The organism is Klebsiella sp. MBT K-1, assembly GCF_002556465.1.
GTDB lineage: Bacteria > Pseudomonadota > Gammaproteobacteria > Enterobacterales > Enterobacteriaceae > Klebsiella > Klebsiella grimontii.
The window spans coordinates 389987-411790 of sequence record NZ_PDEL01000001.1; the positions used below are offsets into that span (position 1 = coordinate 389987).

The following is a 21804-nucleotide window of genomic DNA, read 5'->3' on the forward strand; positions in this document are numbered from 1 at the left end:
TCTCTGACCGCTCGGCAGTCACCACCATCGCCCGCTGCCACACGGCTCCGTAACGCTTAGGGCAGCCTGGCAATCACCTTAATCTCAAACTTGAATCCATACAGCCACGTCACGCCGATCCCGGTCAACGTAGGGTAAGGCGCTTCCCCCCAATATTCTGGCAGGATACTCCAGATAGCTTCGAGGTTTGACTCGGGATCGACGACAAAGAGGGTAACGTCAACCACGTCACCGAACGTGCAGCCCGCAGCCGCGAGGACAGCATTAAGATTATTGAATGCCAGCCTGACCTGCGCTTTCAGATCGGGCTCAGGCGAACCATCCTCCCGGCTACCAACCTGCCCCGAAACGAACAAGAAACCGTTAGATTTGATGGCCGGTGAATAGCGATTGCGCTCATAGAGCGCCTGCCGACCAAACGGAAAAACTGCTTCGCGTGCCGTCATGTTTGTACCTTTGCAATGGGGCGAAATCAGCCCGGTGAACATAAAGACACTTTACAGGTGTGAGATCGGGTGGATAAACAAGCGACTTTGTCCATCATTGTTTGTAATATCCAAACAATCGGTGAAAATGAGGACCAGGAATGGATCGTTTCGATGCGATGCGCGCCTTTGCTCGCGTGGTGGAGGCAGGTAGCTTCACAAAGGCTGCCCAAACGCTTCATATGAGCAAAACCACAGTGACGCAACTCATTCAGCAGCTAGAAGCGCGCTTGCGCGTCAAATTGCTCCATCGCACCACCCGCAGGCTCGGTGTGACTCCCGATGGCGCGGTCTACTACGAGCGCGTCATTCGCCTGTTGGCGGACATGGAGGATGCTGAGAACAGCCTGTCCAGTGCGGCGATGACGCCCAGGGGACGGCTACGGGTGGATGTGCCCAGTCCACTGGCCCGCCTCATCCTGGTGCCGGCGCTACCGGTTTTCCACGCACGTTACCCTGATATCCAGTTCGACATGGGCGTGAGTGACCGGGTGGTGGATCTGATCGGCGACAACGTGGATTGCGTCCTGCGCGGTGGCGAAATCAACGACCAGTCCCTGATCGCACGCCATGTCGGCGATTTGCAAATCGGCGTCTACGTCGCCCCCAGTTACGTGAAACGCCTTGGCGCCCCTGCGCACCCGCGAGAGCTGGAAAACACCGACCATCGCATAGTGGGATTCTTATCCTCACGCACCAGCAAGATTGATCCTCTGGTATTGCGCAGTGAGAGTGAACATATTGAAATCACGGGCAGTTATGTACTTGCCGTGGATGACGGCAATGCTTACCTCGAAGCTGGCTTAGCCGGGTTAGGCGTGATTGCGCTGCCGGTCTATATGGCGGCAGCGCATCAGGCTGCTGGCTCTTTGATTCCGTTATTTACACAATGGCGTATCAGTCCAATGCCTCTGCACCTGGCGTTTCCGCCGAACCGCCATGTCAACGCCAAACTGCGCGTTTTTATTGATTGGATCGTTGAATTGATGCAGCAGCATGTCCCCAATTCCAACTATAAGTAACGACATCCCAGCCTCCAGATTCTCTCATCAGCGTCGATTGGCGATCATTCTGATGGTCTTGACAGAGGGAATGCTGATTTAGCGTATTTATTTGCCGGTTACTGGCAACGTCGACCCCGGTCAGTTTAAGAAGCCCGCAACCATAGCGCTGCCGACATCACTCCCTGCGGTGCCAACGCAGCGCGTCAACCACCAGCGTAAACGCCGCCGGAAGATGCTGTCGGCCCGGGTAATACAGGTAATATCCCGGAAAATTAGGACACCACTCGGCGAGCAGCGGCACCAGTGCTTGCGTGGCAATATGTTGCGCCGCTAAGTCGCGGGGAACATAGGCAATCCCTGCCCCGTCCAGCGCGGCCTGCATCATCAGAAAGGTATTGTTGAACACGGTTTGTCCTTCGACACGAACGCTGGTTTTCTGGTCCCCCTTTTCGAACTCCCAGGCGTACAGCGCGCCGTGGGTGGGCAAACGCAAATTAATGCAGTTATGCGCCATCAGATCCTCAGGACGTTTTACCGTCGCCCTGCCGGAGAGATAGCCGGGGGCGGCGACCACCGCCATCTGCACATCGGGCGTTATGCGCACCGCAATCATATCCTTATCCACCTGATCGCCCATACGCACGCCGGCATCAAAGCGTTGGGCGGCAATATCGGTGAGTTCATATCCGACGCTGAATTCGATATTGATATCCGGATGTTGATTTAACAAGGGCCGCAGGCGAGGCCAGAGCACGGTGACGATGGCGTGATCGTTCGCGGTAATACGCACCGTTCCGGCGGGTTTATCTCGTGAAGCGCGCAGTGAAGCCAGTTCACTCTCAATTTCATTCAGCCGCGGCGCAAGCACCGCAAGCAGGCGGGTCCCGGCATCGGTTGGCGAAACGCTGCGCGTGGTGCGGATTAATAACCTCACCCCGAGGCGCTCTTCCAGCCCGAGCAGCGTATGGCTCAGCGCTGAACGGGATACGCCCAGGATGGCTGCGGCCCGGGTGAAGCTTCGCTCCTGGGCCACCGTGGCAAAGGCCTGCAAGTCGTTAAGTTTTTCTTTGCTCATCATTGGTGAATTATGTGCACCAGTGTATTCATATTTGAGCATCTTATCATTTAATCGAACCTTCTCTACACTTTGTTCGGTGAGCCGTAATGACTAGCTTGAAGCCCGAAACTGAACTGTGGAGACATCATGAACCAACAATTTGACGGTAACGGTATCTTCCCCAAGGGGAAGAAAAACGAGGCTTATGCGCAGTATTTTCAGGGCACCAGCTACCTGAATATGCTCTCCACGGAAGGCGTCAATATCGGCAATGTGGTGTTTGAGCCCGGCTGTCGAAACCACTGGCATATCCACCATAAAGGCGGACAAATCCTGCTGGTAACCGGCGGACGCGGCTGGTATCAGGAGTGGAATCAACCGGCGCGTGAGCTTACCGCCGGGGATGTGGTGAATATTCCTGCGGGGGTCAAACACTGGCACGGTGCGGCCGCCGATAGCTGGTTTGCGCATCTTGCCGTTGCCGTCCCTGCCGAAGGGGCGTCTAACGAATGGCTGGAGCCGGTCGCCGACGAAGCGTACCGTCTGCTACCTTAAGCAGCGCGCTTTGCAACGAGGCGTTAAACATCTCCCCATGAGACAGCCCGGGATAAGGCCACCAGTTGACCGCCACGCCCTTTTTCTTAAGCAGAGAAACCGTCTGCAGGACGTTGCCCCGGGTCTCTTCTGCCCCTGCGGAAGAGACCCGCTGCGTCGCAACCGCCCCTTCCATCAGGTACAGGGATCTCTGGCTAAACGCATCGGCTTTTGCCTCGGCCATCTTATCTAACAACGAGGCATTGCCTCGTCCCAGGGAAGGACTGGCAGAAAAATAGATCCGGAAGCGGGATGACGCCAGCCAGGAATCAATAATAAATAATCCGCCGTAGGAGTGCCCCCAGATCGCCCGTCGCCGCGGGTCAATCTTCATCCCGCGCTCAACGTTTTCCACGATAGTATTCTGTAATAGCTGGCGAAATGCCTCGCTACCGCCGCTTTTGCGCGAGTCCCGCCCGCTATCGGCAGAATTCTCTTTGACGGTCGGCCGGTAGTCATAGGCTCTGGCGTTCTGATCAAAGGGCAATGTCGTTTGATAGCCCACGGCCACAATAACGGGCGGCGTTTTTTGCGTAAGCTGCGCAAGCAGCGAGTCGGACACCCGGTCCATCACCGCGTTGCCGTCCAGAGCGTAGAGAATGGGATACCCCTCTGCTGGCGGCGCCGCGTTCGGTATCGCGGTCCAGACCTTATAATGCCGTTCGCCGTCAAGCGAATCGAAATAAGCAACGTTGAAGTGATAATACGCTGAGCCGCGGTCAGCGATATTCGGCCCTAACGGTCTCATATCCGGTTTGGCGTCAGCGTTAATGCCGTAGAACGCGCAGACCAGCGCGGCGATAAAAATCCGCCCTTTAGGCGGATAAGCAGAATAAAACTTACGGATTAACATCGGTTGATTTTTCCAGCACGCCATCATTAATGATAATGATTGCCAATATCAATCTCAATTGCAAGCGAAGGGGGGATTCCCTGGGCGGCGCGTTGCACCTGTCCGGCTATCCAATCATCATCGTACGGGTAGCCAGGAGAGGTGCGCAGCAGCGCCTCCGGGTGAGGTTCAGGCCGTGCGCCATCTCCGGGTCAGCGGTTTCTCAACCTCTACAATAAGGAACATGACAAAACCGATAATAAAGGTGATCACCCAGTAGCGGAACGGCAGCGCTTCGGTACCAAACAGCATCTGCATAAACGGCGCGTAGATAATCAGCAGCTGCAGCACCAGCAGCACCCCGCTGACAATCCAGATCCCGCGGTTCGCCAGCAGCCCTTTACTCAATGAGAAGCCATCCGCAACCCGGCAGTTAAGCATATAGAACCACTGGGCGGTGACCAGCGTCTGCAACAGCACCGTGCGAATAAACTCAGGCGAATAGCCGCGCGGCTGCAGCCAGGCCTCAAGCACAAAGGCGCTAACGGCAATCATCGAACCGACAAAAATCACCCGCCAGATAGCAAAGCCGTCCATTACGTGCAGCTTAGGATCGCGCGGCGGACGGCGCATGATGTTCTTCTCACCGGCTTCAAACGCCAGGCCAAACGACAGCGTGGCGGAGGTCGCCATGTTCATCCACAGGATCAGCACCGGCGTCAGCGGTATTAAATTCCCCGCCAGCAGCGCGATAATAATTAACAGCCCCTGCGCCAGGTTAGTCGGCATGATAAACAGGATGGTTTTCTTCAGGTTATCGTAGACCCGGCGCCCTTCTCTGACGGCGCTGGCAATGGTGGCGAAGTTATCATCGGTGAGCACCATATCAGCGGCCTCCTTGGTCACTTCGGTACCCTTAATCCCCATGGCGATCCCGACATCGGCCTGCTTCAGCGCCGGGGCGTCGTTCACGCCATCGCCGGTCATCCCGACCACCTCTTTCCTGCTTTGCAGCGCCTGGACCAGGCGGAATTTATCTTCCGGGCTGGTACGCGCGAAAATATCAAATTTCTGCGCCGCTTCGCTAAGCTGAATATCGTCCATCACCTCCAGCTCGCGCCCGGTAATGGCGTTTTCCGCATTGCCGATCCCCAGCATCTTGCCGATACTCATGGCGGTTTGCGGGTGGTCGCCGGTGATCATCTTCACGCGGATCCCGGCCTGCAGGCAGTCGCCGATCGCCGTAATCGCCTCCGGTCGCGGCGGATCCATCATCCCGGCGATCCCCAGCAGAATGACGCCCTGCTGCAAATCCTGATGGCCAAGCTCCGTTTGCCCGTCGGCTGCCGGTTTCCACGCCGCCGCCACCATCCGCAGCCCTTCCCGCGCGTACTCTTCGATTTTCGCTTCCCAGTAAGGCTGGTCGAGCGGCTCCAGGCCATGATCGGTTTGCTGATGCTGGCACAGGCGAAACAGGACATCGGGCGCGCCGGTAATCAAAATCATCTCTTCATCGCCGATGCGGTACAGCGTCGACATATATTTGTACTGTGAATCGAAAGGTATTTTACTGCGCAGCTCGGTGTTGACCGCCGGGAGCGGGACTTTCGCCGCCAGCACCTTCAGCGCCCCTTCGGTCGGGCCGCCGGTAATTTTCCACAGCCCGCTTTCATCTTTGATAAGCTGGCTGTCATTACACAGGTCGATGGTGCGCAGATAGCGTTCCAGCAGCGTGCCCGGCGCAACGGTTATCGGGGCGGGTTCATCGATCGGATGAATATTCCCTACCGGCTCGTAGCTGTCGCCTTCCACCCGATAAACCTTATCGGCGGTGATAACGGCCTTGACCGTCATCTCGTTCATGGTCAGCGTCCCGGTTTTATCCGAGCAGATCACCGTCATCGCGCCGAGGGTTTCCACGGTCGGCAGCTTGCGGATAATCGCCTTCTGCCGGGCCATGGTTTGTACGCCGAGCGAGAGGATAATCGAGATAATCGCCGGTAGCCCTTCCGGCACCGACGCCACCGCGAGGCTAATCAACGACAGCATCAGTTCAGAAACCGGCATATCGCGGAACAGCAGGCTGAAGACAAATAGCGCGGCCATCATCACCAGAATGATGATAAAGATGGCTTTACCGAGCTTATCCATCTGCACCAGCAGCGGCGTACGGTGCTTTTCGATATCCGACATCATCTGGTTAATGTGGCCCAGCTCGGTATCGCCGCCGGTCGCCACCACCAGGCCTTTTCCGCCGCCCGAACTCACCGTAGTGCCGGAAAACAGCAGGTTCGTCCGATCGCCAAGCGGCAGTTCACCGCTGAGCGCCTCGGTGCTTTTCTCCACCACCGTCGATTCACCGGTCAGAATCGCCTCTTCCACCCGCAGATTATGCGCTTCGATCACCCGCAGGTCGGCGGGAATACGATCGCCTGCGCGGATCACCACAATATCGCCGGGAACCAGAGCGGTGGTCGGAATCGTTTCATGATTACCCTGACGAATCACCACTGCCTCGCTGGAGAGCATATTGCGAATGCTCTGGAGCGATTTTTCCGCGTTGCTCTCCTGGATATGGCCGATCAGCGCGTTAATCACCGCCACGCCCAGAATTACCAGGGTATCTACCCAGTGGCCCATGACCGCCGTCAGCAGCGCCGCCGCCAGCAGGACGTAAATCAACACATCATTAAAATGCGCCAGAAAGCGCAGCCACGCCGGCTTTCCGGCTTTTTGTGGCAGCGCATTTTCACCATATTGCTGCAAGCGCGCCGATGCCTCGGCGCCGCTGATACCTTCCGGGGTGCTGTTGGTGCTGGTCAGCGTTTCTTCTACGGAGAGCTGATAAAACGGGCCGCCCGGTTTTTCTGTACTCATAGTTATCTCCTCACTCCTGTAACGGAAATCAGGACAGCCTCAGGCCACCCTCAACGCACCACAAAAACCGGAACATGGGCATAACGAACAATACCTGCCGCCTCCGATCCCAGCAGATGGGTCTGAATATTGGGATTGCGCGAACCGACGATCACCACATCCGCCTTCAGCTCATCGGCCAGTTTGGTCACTTCATCGCGAATGTTGCCGCTGCGTATGTGAATCTGGATTTCGTTTTCCGCCAGCGAGAGTTTTTTACTGAGCTCGTCCAGCTTTTCTTTAGATGTATTAACCAGATAGTCTTCCATTTTCCGTGCATCGGAAATAAAACCGCGCGTCAGCACCGGGGAAAAAGCGGGAATGACGTGCAGGAGATGAATCTTTCCGGCAGAGCTTTGCGCAAGGAATCGGGCATGGGATAAGGCCTTGTCGGCAATACCGATTTCAAACACATCAACCGGCACGAGGATATTTTTATACATAGAGACAATCCTTTTATTACCTATAAAAAAAGGTGGTGAAAACAGCCCAGGCAATGGTGCTGAGGAAGCAATCTCAAGAACAAAATCTGTTAGACGCGTGGCTATAATTAAACGTAGCACACCACGGTTAACATTATTAAGCAGCCAATTAATATATTGAAAAATATCACAGAGCCAGGTACAGCCAGACAATTCGACTACAAACCCGGTAAAATCGTCGACATCGCCATAATTTTTGCTCTTTTTAACATTTCCGTTTTACTACGACTATCCTCATTATCAGTGGCTTGCTCGCTTTCTGGCGCCCCACAACAATTATTAAGATAAGAATTTACTTAGCCAGCTATTTAAGCTAAAGGAGGAACGATGTTCGGTTACAGTCTGTTTCGCCTGAGCCTGTTTATTGCCCTGGCAATAATCGCCTGTACGGCTACCGGGTTAATTACCTATTTCGTTGTCTCGGCACTCGCTGAATAAAATCAGCGATTGTGAACAATATGTAAAACATAGCCTTTAACTCCGAGGGGAATACAGTGAATCGTTATTTTTCTCTCATTCCGCTTGTTATTTTAATAACAACGGCTTGCGATCGGAAAGCACCTCAAATTACCCCGCTGCCGCGGATGGTCAAAGTCGCCGAGGTGGTTGCCATCGGTGATTCACAGCAGCGAGTATTCCCCGCCCGCATTGAGTCCGGGGATTCCACCGATTTATCTTTTAAACGCGGCGGGCAGATTGAATCGCTTGATGTACGTCAGGGGGCCGCTATTACTCAGGGGCAGCCCCTTGCCCGCCTCAGCGCACGGGAGGCGCAGCAGCGCGTGAATGAACGGCAGACTGCCGCCACCCTCGCCCAGCGGCAGTTCGATCGTTTCCAGACGCTGGCCGGTCGCCAGGCGATTTCAAAGGCGGAAATGGATATCCAGCGGGCCAACCGCGACGCGGCCAACGCCGCGCTGAAAATCGCCCGCGAAGAGCTGTCGCAAATGACGTTGACCGCCCCGTTCAGCGGCGTTGCCGCTTACGTCCCGGTACGTAACCATCAGGTGGTTGCCGCCGGGCAGCCGATTGTGACCCTGACGCGAACCGATCTGCTCGACGTGGTGTTTAGCGTTCCGGAAAATCTCTTTACCGCGCTCGATATTCGCAACGCGCAGTATCGTCCGGTCGTCAAAATTAACGCCATGCCGGACCGCCAGTTTACCGCCGAATATAAAGAGCACACCGGCAGCAGCGACAGCAGCACGCTCACCTGGCAAATCATCCTGACCATGCCGCGACCGGCCGACTTTCCAGCGGTGGGAGGCGTGAGCGGAACGGTGACAATCAACCTGGCGAACCTGCCCGCCAGCGCCGGTAAAAATGCGGTGGTGGTGCCGGTCGAAGCGGTGTTTAACCCGGATAATCGCCCGCGCAATGACCCCCACGTCTGGGTCGTTCAGGGCAGCGGCGACCAGCTTAAGCTGGAAGAGAGACAAGTCGGCGTTGGTCAGGTCACCTCTCAGGGCGTGGTGATCACCGAAGGGCTCAGCGTCGGCGAGCGTGTAGTGGCGGCAGGCGTCAGCGAATTGCATGCGCAACAGCCGGTTCGTATCTGGACGCGTGAACGAGGTTTGTAATGGATATCTCCCGCCAGTTTATTAACAACCCGATCCGCGTCTGGCTGACTATTTTGCTGCTGGGCATCGGGGGGATCTTCGCCCTGCTGAATATTGGCCGTCTGGAAGACCCGGCGTTTACCATCAAAACCGCCGTGGTGATCACCCATTATCCCGGCGCGTCGGCACAGCAGGTTGAAGAAGAAGTCACCCTGCCGCTCGAAAACGCGCTGCAGCAGCTGCCGTATCTCGACAACGTCAGTTCGATCTCCTCCAACGGCCTGTCGCAAATCACCGTCAATATCGCCTCGCACTACCACTCCAGCGAGCTGCCGCAAATCTGGGATGAACTGCGCCGCCGGGTGGGCGACGCCGCCCGTCAATTTCCTCCCGGCGTCGCCTCCCCGTTTGTAAATGATGATTTTGGCGATGTCTTTGGCTTCTTCTTTGCTATCTCCGGCGATAGCTTTACCAATCCTGAACTGGTTCGCTACGCCGAGCAGCTGCGCCGCGAACTGGTGCTGGTTCCCGGCGTCGGCAAAGTCGCCATCGGCGGGGCGATCCCTCAGCAAATCAACATCGATATCTCGCTGGCGAAAATGGCCGCCCGCGGCATCACGCTCAACCAGCTGGCGGCTATCCTCAGCCGGTTGAATGTGGTATCTAACGCCGGCGAGATTAAATCCGGCAGCGAGTCGATCCGCCTGCACCCGACGGGGGAATTTGCCAACCTCGATGAGCTCGGCGACCTGTTAATCAGCCCGCACGGTTCGGGAACGGCGACGCGGCTGCGCGATATCGCCACGCTATCGCGCGGGCTGAGCGAAACGCCCGCCAGCATCTACCATGCCAACGGCCGCCAGGCAGTCACCATGGGGGTATCGTTTATTCCCGGGGTTAACGTGATTGATGTTGGCCGCGCGCTGGAGAGCAAGCTGGAGCAGATGTCGGCGGAAAAACCGGCCGGGATCAGCATTGACCTGTTCTACGATCAGGCGGCGGAAGTCGCCCACTCGGTCAACGGTTTTATCACTAACTTCCTGATGGCGCTGGCGATTGTCGTTGGGGTCCTGCTGATCTTTATGGGCGTGCGCAGCGGCATTATTATCGCCCTGTCGCTGGCGCTCAACGTGCTCGGCACGCTGCTGATCATGTATTTGTGGGGCATCGAGCTGCAGCGCATTTCGCTGGGGGCGCTGATTATCGCCCTCAGTATGCTGGTCGATAACGCCATCGTCATCGTCGAAGGGGTGCTGATCGCCCGCCAGCAGGGGTCTACGCTGCTTACGGCGATAAATTATGTGATCCGCCGTTCGGCGCTGCCGCTGCTGGGGGCCACGGTAATTGCCATTCTCGCCTTTGCGCCGATTGGCCTGTCGCAGGACTCGACCGGGGAATACTGTAAATCGCTGTTCCAGGTGCTGCTGATTTCGCTCATGCTGAGCTGGTTCTCGGCGCTGACCATTACCCCGGTCCTGATTAAATGGTGGCTATTTAAAAATCAATCGCAGCCGGTAGCGCAGGCCAACGCCAACCCGTACGGCGGGCGCTTTTACCGCCTGTATCAGCAGGCTCTGCAAGCCCTTCTGCTGCGCAAAACCCTCACCCTGACCATCATGGCGGCGCTATTGGCCGCCGCTATCTGGGGGTTCGGATCGGTGCGGCAAAACTTTTTCCCCTCGTCAAATACGCCGATTTTCTTTGTCGATCTCTGGCTCCCGTACGGTACCGATATCGCGACCACCGAAAAGATGACCAGCGATATTGAGACCACCATTAACGGCCAGCCCGGGGTGGTCACCACCGTGGCCACCGTCGGTCAGGGCAGCATGCGGTTTATCCTCACCTACAGCGGTCAGCGGCAGTACAGCAACTATGCGCAGATCATGGTGCGTATGGACGACCAGCGCAATATTAACGCGCTGACGCAGCATGTTGATCGCTATATTGCGCGCAACTACCCGCAGGTCAACGCCAGCACGAAACGCGTGATGTTCGGCCCTTCCGGCGACAGCGCCATTGAGGTGCGGATTAAAGGTCCGGACCCAGACCGCCTGCGCCTGCTCGCCAGCCAGGTTGGCGATATTCTCTCCGCAGATCCGGCTACCGATGGCGTGCGGAACGACTGGCAAAACCGCAGCAAAGTTATCCGCCCGCAGTACTCCACCGCGCTTGGCCGCGAGCTGGGGGTAGATAAACAGGATATTGATAACGCGCTTGAGATGAACTTCTCCGGCAGCCGCGCGGGCTTGTACCGCGAGGGAGCCGACCTGCTGCCGGTGGTCGTCCGCCCCCCGGCCGCTGAGCGCCAGGACGCGAATCACCTGAATAACGTGCTGGTCTGGAGCCAGAGCCGCCAGCAGTATATTCCGCTCAGTAACGTGGTCAGCGGCTTTCACCTCGAATGGGAAGATCCGCTAATCCTGCGCCGCGACCGCAGCCGCGTGCTGACGGTGCAGACCGATCCCGATCCGCTGAGCAACCAGACGTCGGGGGATATCCTGTCCCGCGTGAAGCCGCAGATTGATGCGATCGCATTGCCGCACGGCTACAGCATCGAGTGGGGCGGCGATGCGGAGAACTCCAGCGAGGCGCAGCAGGGTCTGTTCACTACCCTGCCGCTGGGCTACCTGGTGATGTTTGTGATTACCGTGCTGATGTTCAGTTCGCTGAAAAACGCGGTGGCTATCTGGCTGACCGTACCGCTGGCGCTGATTGGCGTAACGCCAGGCTTCTTGCTTACCGGCATCCCCTTTGGCTTTATGGCGTTAATCGGCTTGCTGAGCCTGAGCGGCATGCTGATCCGTAACGGCATCGTGCTGGTAGAAGAGATTGAACAGCAGAAGCAGGAGAAAGGACAACAGGAGGCCATTATCTATGCCGCCACGTCGCGTCTGCGCCCGATCCTGCTGACGGCGTTTACCACCGTGCTCGGCCTGGCGCCGCTATTACTGGACGTTTTCTTCCAGAGCATGGCCGTTGTTATCATGTTTGGTCTGGGTTTTGCTACTATTCTGACGCTGCTGGTTCTGCCGGTAATCTACGCCTGTTTCCACAATAAGGACATGAAGCGACAACCATGAATAGTACCGGGTTAAATATTATTAAAACGCTGGGATGCATGACGGCGGTGACTTTCTTCACCATTTATAACACCTGGGATAGCTATGATTATGACTATCACTGGATCCTCGGGTTTTTGACGTTTATTTCGACTATCGCCACGCCGCTGTTTTTTGTGGTGGCGGGCTATCTGGATTCGCAGTCTCGCCACGATTCACAATGGCAGTTGGGCAAAATCAAGAGCGTGGTAATCGTCTTTCTATTCTGGATGACGGTGTACTATCTCTGGGAGCCCTACCAGCGCGGCTATCTTATCCAGCCATGGTTTGTGTTTGCGTTTATCGTCATTTACACCTTTCACCCGGTTATCGAGTGGCTCAGCCAAAGGCGCACAGCGTTCTTTGCCACGGTGTTCTCCCTGCTGCTTCTCTCGTATGGTTACGATCTTCTCTCCGCGCTGTATCCTGATATTCATGCGCTAAGCCTGGCGCCGCAGTACCGCCTGTGGACCTGGCTGCTATTTTATCTGACCGGTCAGCTGTTCAGCGACCCGCTGGTCGCCGACTGGCTCAGGCGTGAAAAAGTGGTCAAAGGCGCGATGATCGCCATTCCGTTTATTTATCTTTTCACCTGGTTTTACGAGCGGCATTTCTTTTTCGCCCTGTTTAAGGCCGACAGAAATGCGTTCATTCTGACCGGTTCACAAATTTATATTCTGGTGGTTGCGCTGGTTATTGCGGCCAACGGCGTGCGTTTTCGTAAAAACAGCGAGTTTAAAGAGACCCTTCTCGCCACCATTAGCAAAACGATGACCGGCGTTTATATTCTCCACTACTCCGTTTTTCACCTGCTCACCGCATTTATCCCGATTAACTCGCTGGGGACAAAGTTAATGCTGATTGTCCTCACGTTTATTACTTCGGTGCTGATTTCGATGCTGGCGCTGTCCAATTCGCTAATTAAAAAAGTGATTACGATTTGACGATCTGTGATTCCTGGCCGCGTGGACGCCGCCTTACCGGGCCCGGGGAAAGGATTCAGGTTCTCTTTGTCGGTCGGGTAAGGCGCCAGCCGCCGCCCGCGCATGGCTAAAAACCGTAGCGTAGCCACGCGAACAGCACGTTACCGTTGTTATAGGTGCCGGGAATATAGGTGAACTGCACGCTCAGACTACGATAGCTGGCGGAGAAAAGCGGCAAAATAATCGGCAGCGGCACGTAGTTGGCGAAGTCATCGCGGGCGGTGATGCCGGCGGTGACGCCAAGGCCAAGGCGAAAATCGCGGCGACTATCAAGATACCAGCCCTTCTCCCAGCCGTAGCCGATAATCGGCTGCCACTCGTTGTGCGAATCCTTGAACATCATGGCATAGAGCGAACTCCAGTTCCCCTCCTGGTTATATCTGGACACGCCAAATCCTCCGCCCCACGGCATTTCATTATAGTTATCGGTCTTTTCTTTATCGTACATAAAGCGGTTGTGCCAGCTGAGAAACGGCAGATAAAGATCGTAGTTTTGCGGCTCATTCCAGGTCTGCGAGACATCGTTTTTTAGCCAGTTCCACCAGCCGCTGACGCGCTGCTCGCCGTATATTTTAGTTTCAGCCTGTACTGAAAAGGCGAAAATAAACACAATTCCCCACGCTACCCGCAGACAACGTTGCATAGTTTTATCCTTAAAGAAAGTCGCCCGGTGTTCATTCAGTTTGGGAACAAAAAACAGGCTTTGCAAATATCGGCAGACAAATTTTCTGCACCGGCCAGGGGCTAATTGCAAGTCCAGTTAAGCGCCCATTTCAGGACAGTGAGAACCGCCACGGCGATTTCAATTCCTTGCCGCTGGTATTATGATGGCGCTAATTATCCTTTCTGTCCGTAGTGATTGAGAAATAGATGGACTTCATCAGCATTATTATGTCGGCGGGGAAAACGTCCGTCGATGTGGCGCTTTATACGCTGTTGCCAATCATGGTCGTCATGCTCATCGTGATGAAATATCTCGAGGTACGCGGGGTACTGGACGTTATCGTTCGCTGGCTCGCCCCGCTGCTTAAGCCGTTCGGCTTAACCGGGATGAGCGCGTTTGCCCTGATTCAGATGAATTTTGTCAGCTTCGCCGCCCCGCTGGCGACCCTCGCGATTATGGATAAACGCGGCGCTTCGGACCGGCAGATGGCCGCCACGCTGGCGATGCTTTTCGCCATGGGTCAAGGCAACGTGTTTTATCCGTTAACGCCCTTCGGCCTGCACTGGCTGGCCTCTATCGTTATCTCGATTGTCGGCGGACTGTGCGCCGCCGCGGTCACCTGGCATATCACCGGCCGCAGGCTGTCAATGGTTGAAAACGCGCGGGCCGAAGCGCTGCCTGAGGCCGAACAAAATAGCCAGGGGATAATCGCCGTTATCAACAGCGCCGGCGCCGACGCCATTCGCCTGGCCCTCGGCGCGGTGCCCATGCTGATCCTGTCGCTGGCTATCGTCGGTTTTATGCAGGCGGCGGGCCTGATTGAGATGCTCCAGCGCCTGCTGATGCCGCTGCTGCTGTGGCTGAATATCCCGGTTAACTTCATGCTGCCGGCGCTGGTCAAATGCGTGGCCGGCGGTACGGCCTACTTCGGCGTGGTCTCCGAGCTCGTTCAGCAGGGTAAAGTAACCGTAAGCCAGATCAACGCCTCGGCAGGCCTGTTGGTGCAGACCTTCGACCTCCCCGGCATCGGCATCTTTCTGGGCGTCAGCTCGCGCTTCGTACGCCTGTTCCGCTTCGCCGCGACCGGCGCAATCGCCGGGATCGCCATCCGTACCGTGATGCACCTTACGCTATTCTGACGCCGCCGACTCAGGACGGAGACAGGCAGCGATATCAGCCCGATCGCTACAGGCGATATGATGGTTAATTCTCACCATCATCCACGGGAAAAACGGGTTGGACGTGACGCGCATCAGCGTATCCAGCCCGACGCTCAGCGTAGCGGTTTCTCCGCGCAACGAGATCGTCCCGATGCTGATCCCGTAGCGATTTTTCTCCGCCGGTTCCCGGCCATAGAGCGAATCGCTCAGCGGGAACGGCACCGCCACGTGCGACAGGGAGTACATATCCTGCGGCCAGGCGATATGCAGCGGCGTCACGGTTTCGCTTCGCGTTCCGGCAAGCGTGGTGCGGGCTACCGTCTCATAGGTGTCGGGCGCGGCGTTGGTAATCACCGTGGTGCCGTAGGGCCGCGGCGCCGGCGGCAATAACGTATTGACCGCCGAATAGAGCGACGGGCGGAATAGCGCGCGCAAATTCGCCGCCTGGTTAATATCGAAAATCACCAGTTCGCTACCGTTATCCGGCAGATAGCGATAGAGCGAATCCACCACCGCCCGGGTGCTGACCGTGGAATCCATCACCGACTGGAAAGTTAACACCGGCGCCAGTTCAGAAAGCCGCTTACTCTGTGCTTCCTGCACGATTTGCTGCTGCAGCGCCTGCGACAATAGCCACGACTGCCTTGCCGCCTTCACCGGGAACGAATTGTATTTATAGGGGTTAAATTCCGGCACGATGTTCAGCCACGCCGCGCGCGCGAAGGCCGGAAACACAGAGGGTAAACCGGCCAGCCCGGCGAAACGGGCAAATGCGGTCACGCCAATCATCGGCGACAGCAGGATGACCTGCTGCGGCCGGCGCAGCGATTTATCCTCAAGGCTATCGAGGGCGTACTTCAGCGCCAGCGCCCCGCCGTTGGAGTAACCAACCACGTGCAGCGGCGCGTCATCCCCCGCCAGCCGCGTCGCTTCGCGCACCGCAAGCCGGGTTGTCGCTATCCACTCTTCGCGATCCACCCCGGTGAGCGCGCCGGGGGCGGTCCCATGTCCGGGCAGCCGCGGCGCGACGGCGACAAATCCCTGCTGCTGATAGCGCTGCGCCAGATAATGCACGCTGTAGGGCGAATCCGTCAGGCCGTGGAGCAGCACCGCCGCGCCGCGCGGTTTGCCCTGCGGCAGCAGAATAAAGGAGCGGTTCCAGTCGGGATGAAACTTATCCGGATAGACCAGGCTTTGCGCGTAAAAGCGGTTAATGGCCGTTTTTTCATCGTCGCTCAGCGTGTCGGTAATTTTGCTTTTCATATCGCGAAAGATCGCCGCTTCCCGCGTCTGGTATTCAGCAAAAGTGGCGTGGTCAATCTCGCTGGCGATCATTTCATTCGCCGTCCAGGTATGCCAGCGGTGCAGCGCCGGGCCGCGCTGCGACTCGTAAATACGGCCAATAAAAAAGACGATCACGACCACCAGCAGCCCAATAATGGCTTTTTTCACCACCGAGACCATTCTTAAGCCCGACTTATTCAGCAGGCGGGTAAAACGCATCATTGCCATATTTCTGTCCGAATTATCTCTTTAGCTGCGAGGGCGTGGGTAATACTCAAAGCGGATCCGATCCTGCGATTCACTTATTAAACATAGACTAAACCAACCACCTGTTCTTATTGTCAGATGAGAAGCAAACATGAATTATCGCCGGAGTGTAACAGGTCAGGAATAAACAAATGGAATGGTGGATTAAGAAACTACACGAGAACTCGACGTCTACACCTACCCACGCGGTTCTGCAAAGCGGCCAGTTAACGATCATTGCCGAACTCACGCCCTGCGGCCGACGTTTACAGGAAGGCGATAAGCTCACGCCGTTGGCTAACGCGTTGTACTGCATCAACGGCGATAAGTCGATCACGATTAAAGTGCTCAACGCTACGCATTTTAGCGCTGAACGCTGGGGCGCCATCGTGAATATCACCGCGCATTAAGCGACGTACCCTGGCATCAACCGGTTCTAATCTCAGTACTTTCTCAACTCAGCGGGTGAAATTATCCTACGCCTGGTTCAGCCTGTGACATACTAAGCAAAACGTCAGCAGAGCAGAAACAAGGAGTAAGTCATGAACCAGAAAGCCGCCAGGCTGACCCCAGAACAGGCGCTTACGCAACTCGAAGCGCTCTATGAAAAATCGGTCAATGCGCTGCGTAAAGCCATCGGCGACTATATTCACCATAATATCCTCCCCGAGAATAGTGCCCGTGCGGAAGGGCTGTTCGTTTACCCGCAGCTGTCGGTATCGTGGGACGGAGCGGAACATAAAGCGTTAAAAACCCGGGCCTGGGGTCGTTTTACCCATAGCGGTTGCTATACCACCACTATTACTAACCCTAAACTGTTTCGCGCCTATCTGCTGGAACAGCTCACCATGCTGTATCAGGATTACGATGCCGCGATTACCGTCGGGCTATCGCAGCATGAGATCCCCTATCCGTACGTCATTGATGGCTCAGAGCTTACGCTCGATCGTTCAATGAGCGCCGGCCTGACGCGTTTTTTCCCCACCACCGAGCTGTCGCAAATTGGCGATGAAACCGCCGATGGTCTGTTTCATTCGACGGAATACTATCCGCTTTCGCACTTCGACGCCCGCCGCGTCGATTTCTCGCTGGCGCGCCTGCGTCACTATACCGGCACGCCGGTTGATCATTTCCAGCCGTATATGCCTTTTACCAACTACACCCGCTACGTCGATGAGTTCGTGCGCTGGGGCTGTAGCCAAATTCTCGATCCCGAGAGTCCCTATATCGCCCTCTCCTGCGCGGGCGGGATCTGGATAACGGCGGACACGGAGGCGCCGGAAGAGGCGATTTCCGATCTGGCGTGGAAAAAGCACCAGATGCCCGCCTGGCACCTGATCACCAAAGACGGCCAGGGGATCACGCTGATTAATATTGGCGTCGGTCCGGCGAATGCCAAAAATATCTGCGACCATCTGGCGGTGCTGCGTCCGGACGTCTGGCTGATGATTGGCCACTGCGGCGGCCTGCGTGAAAGCCAGAATATCGGCGACTACGTGCTGGCCCACGCCTATCTGCGCGACGACCATGTGCTGGATGCGGTGCTGCCGCCGGATATCCCGATTCCGAGCATTGCCGAAGTTCAGCGCGCGCTCTACGACGCCACGAAGCAGGTCAGCGGCATGCCCGGTGAAGAAGTGAAACAGCGGCTGCGTACCGGAACGGTGGTCACCACCGACGATCGTAACTGGGAGCTGCGCTACTCGGCCTCGGCGCTGCGTTTTAACCTCAGCCGCGCGGTGGCTATCGATATGGAAAGCGCGACCATTGCCGCCCAGGGCTATCGCTTCCGCGTCCCCTACGGCACCCTGCTGTGCGTCTCCGATAAACCGCTGCACGGCGAAATTAAGCTGCCGGGCCAGGCGAACCGCTTCTATGAAGGGGCTATCTCCGAACATTTGCAGATTGGTATCCGGGCGATTGACCTGTTGCGCGCCGAAGGCGACCACATGCATTCGCGCAAGCTGAGAACCTTCAACGAACCGCCGTTCCGCTAAGCGCTGATATCATACGCGCAGAATAAACTCAGTCCGGGTGGCGTGAAATATTTATGCCCTCCGGACTAAGCGTTAGCGAAGGAGAGTCGTTCGGCCAGAGAGCCAATAACCACTCTCCTGCCGTAATACAATAAAATTTTTATTTTCTTTAATGGTAAAAATTCCTCCGAAAATGGCCATACCGCCTATCCGAGAAATATTATTGCTAAACTGCCGAGATTAAAAAAATAACTGCATCGATTAAAAAAACACACTGTTAACATATTAACAATATTTGTCACATGATCATAAAACGTCCCACTGTGGCTTGATTAACACTTGAATGGGGTCTCGTAACCTATTAAATTAATTACATAAATTCACAAGCAACCAAAAAGCGGTACAAGATAGACAGTGCCATTGAGAGATCAAAATAATCAAAGAGTTACCTATGGGCGTTACTCTCCCCCTGGAATCATCCTTTAATAGCGACAGGTTATTTGCAACAAATATCTTGTTACTACATTACCAGAGTTAAATTGCGCATGTCGACGGTAAGCAACCATGGATATGCTTATCTATCGCGATCGGCAATGGACTATTTTCGTAAAAGTAGGGAAGACAGCTTTATGAAATTAACCATAGGGAATATCCGCCTGTTTATTTTATTAGCAACGTTTTTTTTCTGGACAGTCGCGATCGGGCTAATTTCCCTAATTGTATCCTGGTTTTAAAAACCTGATGGTACGCAGGGTATGTTCTTCTGCGCCCCGACGTTGCCGCCATCGTGTCTATGGAATAGAAAGCAAAAAGCCCGCTTAAGTTTCCTTAAGCGGGCTTCTTAAATTTGGCTCCTCTGACTGGACTCGAACCAGTGACATACGGATTAACAGTCCGCCGTTCTACCGACTGAACTACAGAGGAATCGTGTGAACGGGGCGCATATTATCGATGGCGCCCCACCTTGTCAAAGGCTGTTTTCACATTTCAAACCGTTTGCCGAATAATTCTCCACTTTGGGCGAAAAGTCCCGCTTCGCTCTGTGAGATTAGCTCTCTTTGGCCGGCGCACTGGTCTCTTCCCTCTGCGCTTTCGTTCGCGGATACTTCCACAGCCAGCGCCCGCTGACCATTCGGCAGTAAAACAGAACGCCGCGCACCGCCCAGTCAAGCACCATCCCGAGCCAAACGCCGATAACCCCCATCCCCAGTACAATCCCCAGCGTATAGCCCGCCACCACGCGGCAGCCCCACATGCCAAGCATTGAGACCCACATGGTGTAGCGCACGTCACGCGCCCCTTTAAAGGCGCACGGCAGCGTCCAGGCCATCGCCCAGATCGGCATAAAGAAGGCGTTCAGCCACAGCAGCTCTTTTACCACCACTTTGACATCTTCTTCACTGGTATAGAACGAGGCGATCAGACCGGCAAGCGGCGCGGTTCCCCAGGCAATCACCGTCAAAATGATGGTCGACAGCCAGAAGACATGCCACGCCTGACGCTCTGCCTGGCCGATCTGCCCTTTTCCGAGACGTCGGCCGGTGATAATGGTCGATGCTGAACCGAGGGCGTTCCCCGGCAGGTTGATCAGCGCGGCAACCGAGAAGGCGATAAAGTTGCCGGCAATCACGTTAGTGCCCATCCCAGCGACAAACATTTGCGTCAGCAGCTTGCCGCCGTTGAACAAGACCGATTCAATGCTGGCGGGAATACCGATACCCATCACTTCCCAGATAATGGCGAAGTTAAACGGCTTAAAATAGCTCTTCAGCGAAATGCGCAGCGCCGGGTTAAAACCGATCATTAGCACCCAAATCGTGGCCACCGCGCCAATGTAGCGGGCAATCGTCAATCCAAGACCGGCGCCGACGAACCCCATACCGGGCCACGAGAAAATGCCGTAAATCAGGATGCTGCTGATGATAATGTTGAGGATATTCATCCCGCCGTTGATCAACAGCGGAATTTTAGTGGTTCCGGCGCCGCGTAGCGCACCGCTGCCGATCAGGGCGATTGCCGCCGCCGGGTAGCTCAATACCGTCAGTTCAAGGTAGGTGAGCGCCAGGCCTTTCACCTCTTCTGTCGCATCGCCGGCGACAAAATTGATAATTTCCGCCCCAAAAGCATGGATAACGGCTGCGAGAATAATCGAAAACAGGGTCATTATCGCCAGCGACTGGCGCGCTGCCGCCCTTGCCCGCCGCCGGTCACGTTTGCCCAGGCTAAACGCCACCACCACGGTCGTACCGAGGTCGATGGCGGCAAAAAAGGACATAATCACCATGTTGAAGCTATCGGCCAGGCCAACGCCCGCCATGGCCTCTTTACCGAGCCAGCTAACCAAAAAAGTACTCAACACGCCCATCAGCAGTACGCAGGCGTTTTCCAGCAAAATCGGGACCGCAAGCGGGCTGATTTCACGCCAGTAAAGGACGCGATAGCTCTTGCGTTTTTTAAACCAGGACGTGCGTTCGACGGACTGGCGTAAGGCGGCGGTGACGTTCAAGGGAGACCTTAGTGAGAAAAGTTGAAACTACATTTCAAATGATGATAGAGAAAAGCTAATCCTGCAAAGCATTTTTCCCGATAAATTGTCGATAATGGCGACAATTTGTTGATGGATGCGCCAGTTGAGCAACGGACGGCGAATAGATGTTTGACAAAAGTTTTTTCGCCGCTAAGATACGACTCCACAACGATTCCTCTGTAGTTCAGTCGGTAGAACGGCGGACTGTTAATCCGTATGTCACTGGTTCGAGTCCAGTCAGAGGAGCCAAATTTGAAAAGCCTGCTTTTGAAGCAGGCTTTTTGCTTTTCTGCATCCTGGCGTTAACTCAAAATAGCATCCAGCCTGGCAAGCACTTCATTTACCATAGCGTCTGATATGCTTTCCAGCCGCATGCCGTTCCGGGCAGCCATATCAATGGTTCTGGGCTGGTCGCAGCGAATAACGCCAATCGTTTTTGTCCCTGCCCCTGCCAGTGAAACGGTGAAACCTGCCGTGCGGGCAAAGTTTCCGCCGCTGGTGATGGGAACAACAACGGGTAGCCGGGTCAGCTTGTTAAACGATGCCTTCGATACGATAAGCACGGGACGTTTTCCGCTTTGCTCGTAGCCTGCAATCGGATCCAGTGAAACGAGCCAGATTTCTCCTCTGTCCATTTACAGGATCTCCTTGCCCACCGCAGGCGCATCAATCCATTCCCGATCCTCTTCGCTCATTTCGGCGTGCGGATCGCACTGCGCCAGCAGTTCCTCAAGCGAATAATGGGGCCGTTTCTGGGGTTCAATAATCAGGCAGCCATTATTAATGGTCATGCCGACTTCGCTGTCCGTCGACAGTTCCAGCGTTTTCAGAACGGCGGGAGCTTAGTGCGTAACAAAGAAGGCCGATAATAGAAAACTGTTTTGGTGGCTCAAAGGATTATCGCGGATCGGATAAACGAAATGCGGTGCAGCTT

18 protein-coding genes, 2 tRNA genes and 1 pseudogene are annotated in these 21804 nt (G+C 55.6%); 9 read left to right on the forward strand and 12 right to left on the reverse strand.

Going from position 1 to position 21804, the window contains the following annotated elements; translation table 11 throughout:
* Positions 1-56: 56 nt before the first annotated feature.
* Entirely contained in the window at positions 57-446 is a 390-nt protein-coding gene (locus CMQ96_RS01835) for a RidA family protein (RefSeq protein ID WP_049100074.1), read from the reverse strand.
* 140 nt (positions 447-586) lie between these two features.
* Between CMQ96_RS01835 and CMQ96_RS01840 the strand changes: the two genes are divergently transcribed.
* A complete protein-coding gene (locus CMQ96_RS01840; protein ID WP_098065760.1) occupies positions 587-1507 on the forward strand; it encodes a LysR family transcriptional regulator in 921 nt (306 codons plus the stop codon).
* Between the two features lie 157 nt (positions 1508-1664).
* On the opposite strand, the gene CMQ96_RS01845 is transcribed toward CMQ96_RS01840, so the two are convergent.
* Positions 1665-2567 carry a LysR family transcriptional regulator gene (locus CMQ96_RS01845; RefSeq protein ID WP_049131044.1) on the reverse strand — a complete coding sequence of 301 codons (903 nt, stop codon included), beginning with the start codon at positions 2565-2567 and terminating at the stop codon, positions 1665-1667.
* Positions 2568-2693: 126 nt separating this feature from the next.
* On the opposite strand from CMQ96_RS01845, the gene CMQ96_RS01850 reads away from it, so the two are divergent.
* Positions 2694-3101, forward strand: a complete 408-nt coding sequence (locus CMQ96_RS01850) for a cupin domain-containing protein (RefSeq protein ID WP_004136567.1) — start codon at positions 2694-2696, stop codon at positions 3099-3101.
* Here the strand turns inward: CMQ96_RS01850 and CMQ96_RS01855 are convergent.
* The 3 genes from CMQ96_RS01855 to CMQ96_RS01865 form a co-directional block, all read right to left on the reverse strand.
* On the reverse strand, positions 3049-3993 hold the full coding sequence (locus tag CMQ96_RS01855) for an alpha/beta hydrolase (protein WP_049089262.1): 945 nt from the start codon (positions 3991-3993) through the stop codon (positions 3049-3051). The two genes, CMQ96_RS01850 and CMQ96_RS01855, sit on opposite strands and share 53 nt — an antisense overlap.
* A gap of 168 nt (positions 3994-4161) precedes the next feature.
* Positions 4162-6849, reverse strand: coding sequence for a cation-transporting P-type ATPase (locus tag CMQ96_RS01860; RefSeq protein WP_004136560.1), 2688 nt, complete (start codon positions 6847-6849; stop codon positions 4162-4164).
* Between the two features lie 50 nt (positions 6850-6899).
* Positions 6900-7331, reverse strand: coding sequence for a universal stress protein (locus CMQ96_RS01865; protein ID WP_098065762.1), 432 nt, complete (start codon positions 7329-7331; stop codon positions 6900-6902).
* 533 nt (positions 7332-7864) lie between these two features.
* Between CMQ96_RS01865 and CMQ96_RS01870 the strand changes: the two genes are divergently transcribed.
* The 3 genes from CMQ96_RS01870 to CMQ96_RS01880 are packed head-to-tail and all read left to right on the forward strand — an operon-like array spanning position 7865 to position 12974.
* Entirely contained in the window at positions 7865-8950 is a 1086-nt protein-coding gene (locus CMQ96_RS01870) for an efflux RND transporter periplasmic adaptor subunit (RefSeq protein WP_049089257.1), read from the forward strand.
* Positions 8950-12012 carry an efflux RND transporter permease subunit gene (locus CMQ96_RS01875; protein ID WP_024359971.1) on the forward strand — a complete coding sequence of 1021 codons (3063 nt, stop codon included), beginning with the start codon at positions 8950-8952 and terminating at the stop codon, positions 12010-12012. Before CMQ96_RS01870 ends, CMQ96_RS01875 begins: the two co-directional genes overlap by 1 nt.
* Positions 12013-12050: 38 nt before the next feature.
* Positions 12051-12974 carry an acyltransferase gene (locus tag CMQ96_RS01880; RefSeq protein WP_162685378.1) on the forward strand — a complete coding sequence of 308 codons (924 nt, stop codon included), beginning with the start codon at positions 12051-12053 and terminating at the stop codon, positions 12972-12974.
* A gap of 106 nt (positions 12975-13080) precedes the next feature.
* Here the strand turns inward: CMQ96_RS01880 and pagP are convergent, their stop codons facing one another.
* A complete protein-coding gene (pagP, locus tag CMQ96_RS01885; RefSeq protein WP_098065764.1) occupies positions 13081-13656 on the reverse strand; it encodes a lipid IV(A) palmitoyltransferase PagP in 576 nt (191 codons plus the stop codon).
* A 227-nt stretch (positions 13657-13883) separates the two neighbouring features.
* Between pagP and CMQ96_RS01890 the strand changes: the two genes are divergently transcribed.
* The gene (locus CMQ96_RS01890; RefSeq protein ID WP_098065766.1) at positions 13884-14816 is read left to right on the forward strand and encodes a nucleoside recognition domain-containing protein; all 933 of its coding nucleotides are present in this window, start codon (positions 13884-13886) and stop codon (positions 14814-14816) included.
* Here CMQ96_RS01890 and CMQ96_RS01895 read toward each other — a convergent pair.
* Positions 14808-16349: a carboxylesterase gene (locus CMQ96_RS01895; RefSeq protein WP_098065768.1), complete on the reverse strand. Its 1542-nt coding sequence runs from the start codon at positions 16347-16349 to the stop codon at positions 14808-14810. The two genes, CMQ96_RS01890 and CMQ96_RS01895, sit on opposite strands and share 9 nt — an antisense overlap.
* Before the next feature lie 170 nt (positions 16350-16519).
* Here CMQ96_RS01895 and CMQ96_RS01900 point away from each other — a divergent pair, with 170 nt between their 5' ends.
* Positions 16520-16777: a histidine kinase gene (locus CMQ96_RS01900; protein WP_049089251.1), complete on the forward strand. Its 258-nt coding sequence runs from the start codon at positions 16520-16522 to the stop codon at positions 16775-16777.
* A 132-nt stretch (positions 16778-16909) separates the two neighbouring features.
* Positions 16910-18364 (forward strand): AMP nucleosidase, encoded by a 1455-nt coding sequence (locus CMQ96_RS01905; RefSeq protein ID WP_098065770.1) that lies wholly within the window; start codon positions 16910-16912, stop codon positions 18362-18364.
* Positions 18365-19191: 827 nt separating this feature from the next.
* Here the strand turns inward: CMQ96_RS01905 and CMQ96_RS01910 are convergent.
* The 3 genes from CMQ96_RS01910 to CMQ96_RS29020 form a co-directional block, all read right to left on the reverse strand.
* Positions 19192-19267: transfer RNA gene (locus CMQ96_RS01910), tRNA-Asn, on the reverse strand.
* A 124-nt stretch (positions 19268-19391) separates the two neighbouring features.
* Positions 19392-20849, reverse strand: coding sequence for an EmmdR/YeeO family multidrug/toxin efflux MATE transporter (locus CMQ96_RS01915; RefSeq protein ID WP_004136541.1), 1458 nt, complete (start codon positions 20847-20849; stop codon positions 19392-19394).
* An 8-nt stretch (positions 20850-20857) separates the two neighbouring features.
* On the reverse strand, positions 20858-21037 hold the full coding sequence (locus CMQ96_RS29020; protein WP_219192691.1) for a DUF5951 family protein: 180 nt from the start codon (positions 21035-21037) through the stop codon (positions 20858-20860).
* 6 nt (positions 21038-21043) lie between these two features.
* Here CMQ96_RS29020 and CMQ96_RS01920 point away from each other — a divergent pair.
* Positions 21044-21119 (forward strand) — tRNA-Asn (locus CMQ96_RS01920).
* Between the two features lie 53 nt (positions 21120-21172).
* Here the strand turns inward: CMQ96_RS01920 and CMQ96_RS01925 are convergent.
* Both CMQ96_RS01925 and CMQ96_RS01930 read right to left on the reverse strand, forming a co-directional pair.
* Entirely contained in the window at positions 21173-21505 is a 333-nt protein-coding gene (locus CMQ96_RS01925) for a type II toxin-antitoxin system PemK/MazF family toxin (RefSeq protein WP_098065772.1), read from the reverse strand.
* Positions 21506-21709 (reverse strand): annotated as a pseudogene (locus CMQ96_RS01930) (hypothetical protein); the annotation flags it as partial.
* Between the last annotated feature and the right edge of the window lie 95 nt (positions 21710-21804).

Coding starts and splice junctions, on each gene's coding strand:
- CMQ96_RS01925 (WP_098065772.1), bottom strand. CDS start 21,505: ATGGACAGAGGAGAAATCTGGCTCGTTTCACTGGATCCGATTGCAGGC.
- CMQ96_RS01900 (WP_049089251.1), top strand. CDS start 16,520: ATGGAATGGTGGATTAAGAAACTACACGAGAACTCGACGTCTACACCT.
- CMQ96_RS01895 (WP_098065768.1), bottom strand. CDS start 16,349: ATGGCAATGATGCGTTTTACCCGCCTGCTGAATAAGTCGGGCTTAAGA.
- CMQ96_RS01860 (WP_004136560.1), bottom strand. CDS start 6,849: ATGAGTACAGAAAAACCGGGCGGCCCGTTTTATCAGCTCTCCGTAGAA.
- CMQ96_RS01855 (WP_049089262.1), bottom strand. CDS start 3,993: ATGTTAATCCGTAAGTTTTATTCTGCTTATCCGCCTAAAGGGCGGATT.
- CMQ96_RS01845 (WP_049131044.1), bottom strand. CDS start 2,567: ATGATGAGCAAAGAAAAACTTAACGACTTGCAGGCCTTTGCCACGGTG.
- CMQ96_RS01880 (WP_162685378.1), top strand. CDS start 12,051: ATGACGGCGGTGACTTTCTTCACCATTTATAACACCTGGGATAGCTAT.
- CMQ96_RS01850 (WP_004136567.1), top strand. CDS start 2,694: ATGAACCAACAATTTGACGGTAACGGTATCTTCCCCAAGGGGAAGAAA.
- CMQ96_RS01890 (WP_098065766.1), top strand. CDS start 13,884: ATGGACTTCATCAGCATTATTATGTCGGCGGGGAAAACGTCCGTCGAT.
- CMQ96_RS01875 (WP_024359971.1), top strand. CDS start 8,950: ATGGATATCTCCCGCCAGTTTATTAACAACCCGATCCGCGTCTGGCTG.
- CMQ96_RS01835 (WP_049100074.1), bottom strand. CDS start 446: ATGACGGCACGCGAAGCAGTTTTTCCGTTTGGTCGGCAGGCGCTCTAT.
- pagP (WP_098065764.1), bottom strand. CDS start 13,656: ATGCAACGTTGTCTGCGGGTAGCGTGGGGAATTGTGTTTATTTTCGCC.
- CMQ96_RS01865 (WP_098065762.1), bottom strand. CDS start 7,331: ATGTATAAAAATATCCTCGTGCCGGTTGATGTGTTTGAAATCGGTATT.
- CMQ96_RS01840 (WP_098065760.1), top strand. CDS start 587: ATGGATCGTTTCGATGCGATGCGCGCCTTTGCTCGCGTGGTGGAGGCA.
- CMQ96_RS01905 (WP_098065770.1), top strand. CDS start 16,910: ATGAACCAGAAAGCCGCCAGGCTGACCCCAGAACAGGCGCTTACGCAA.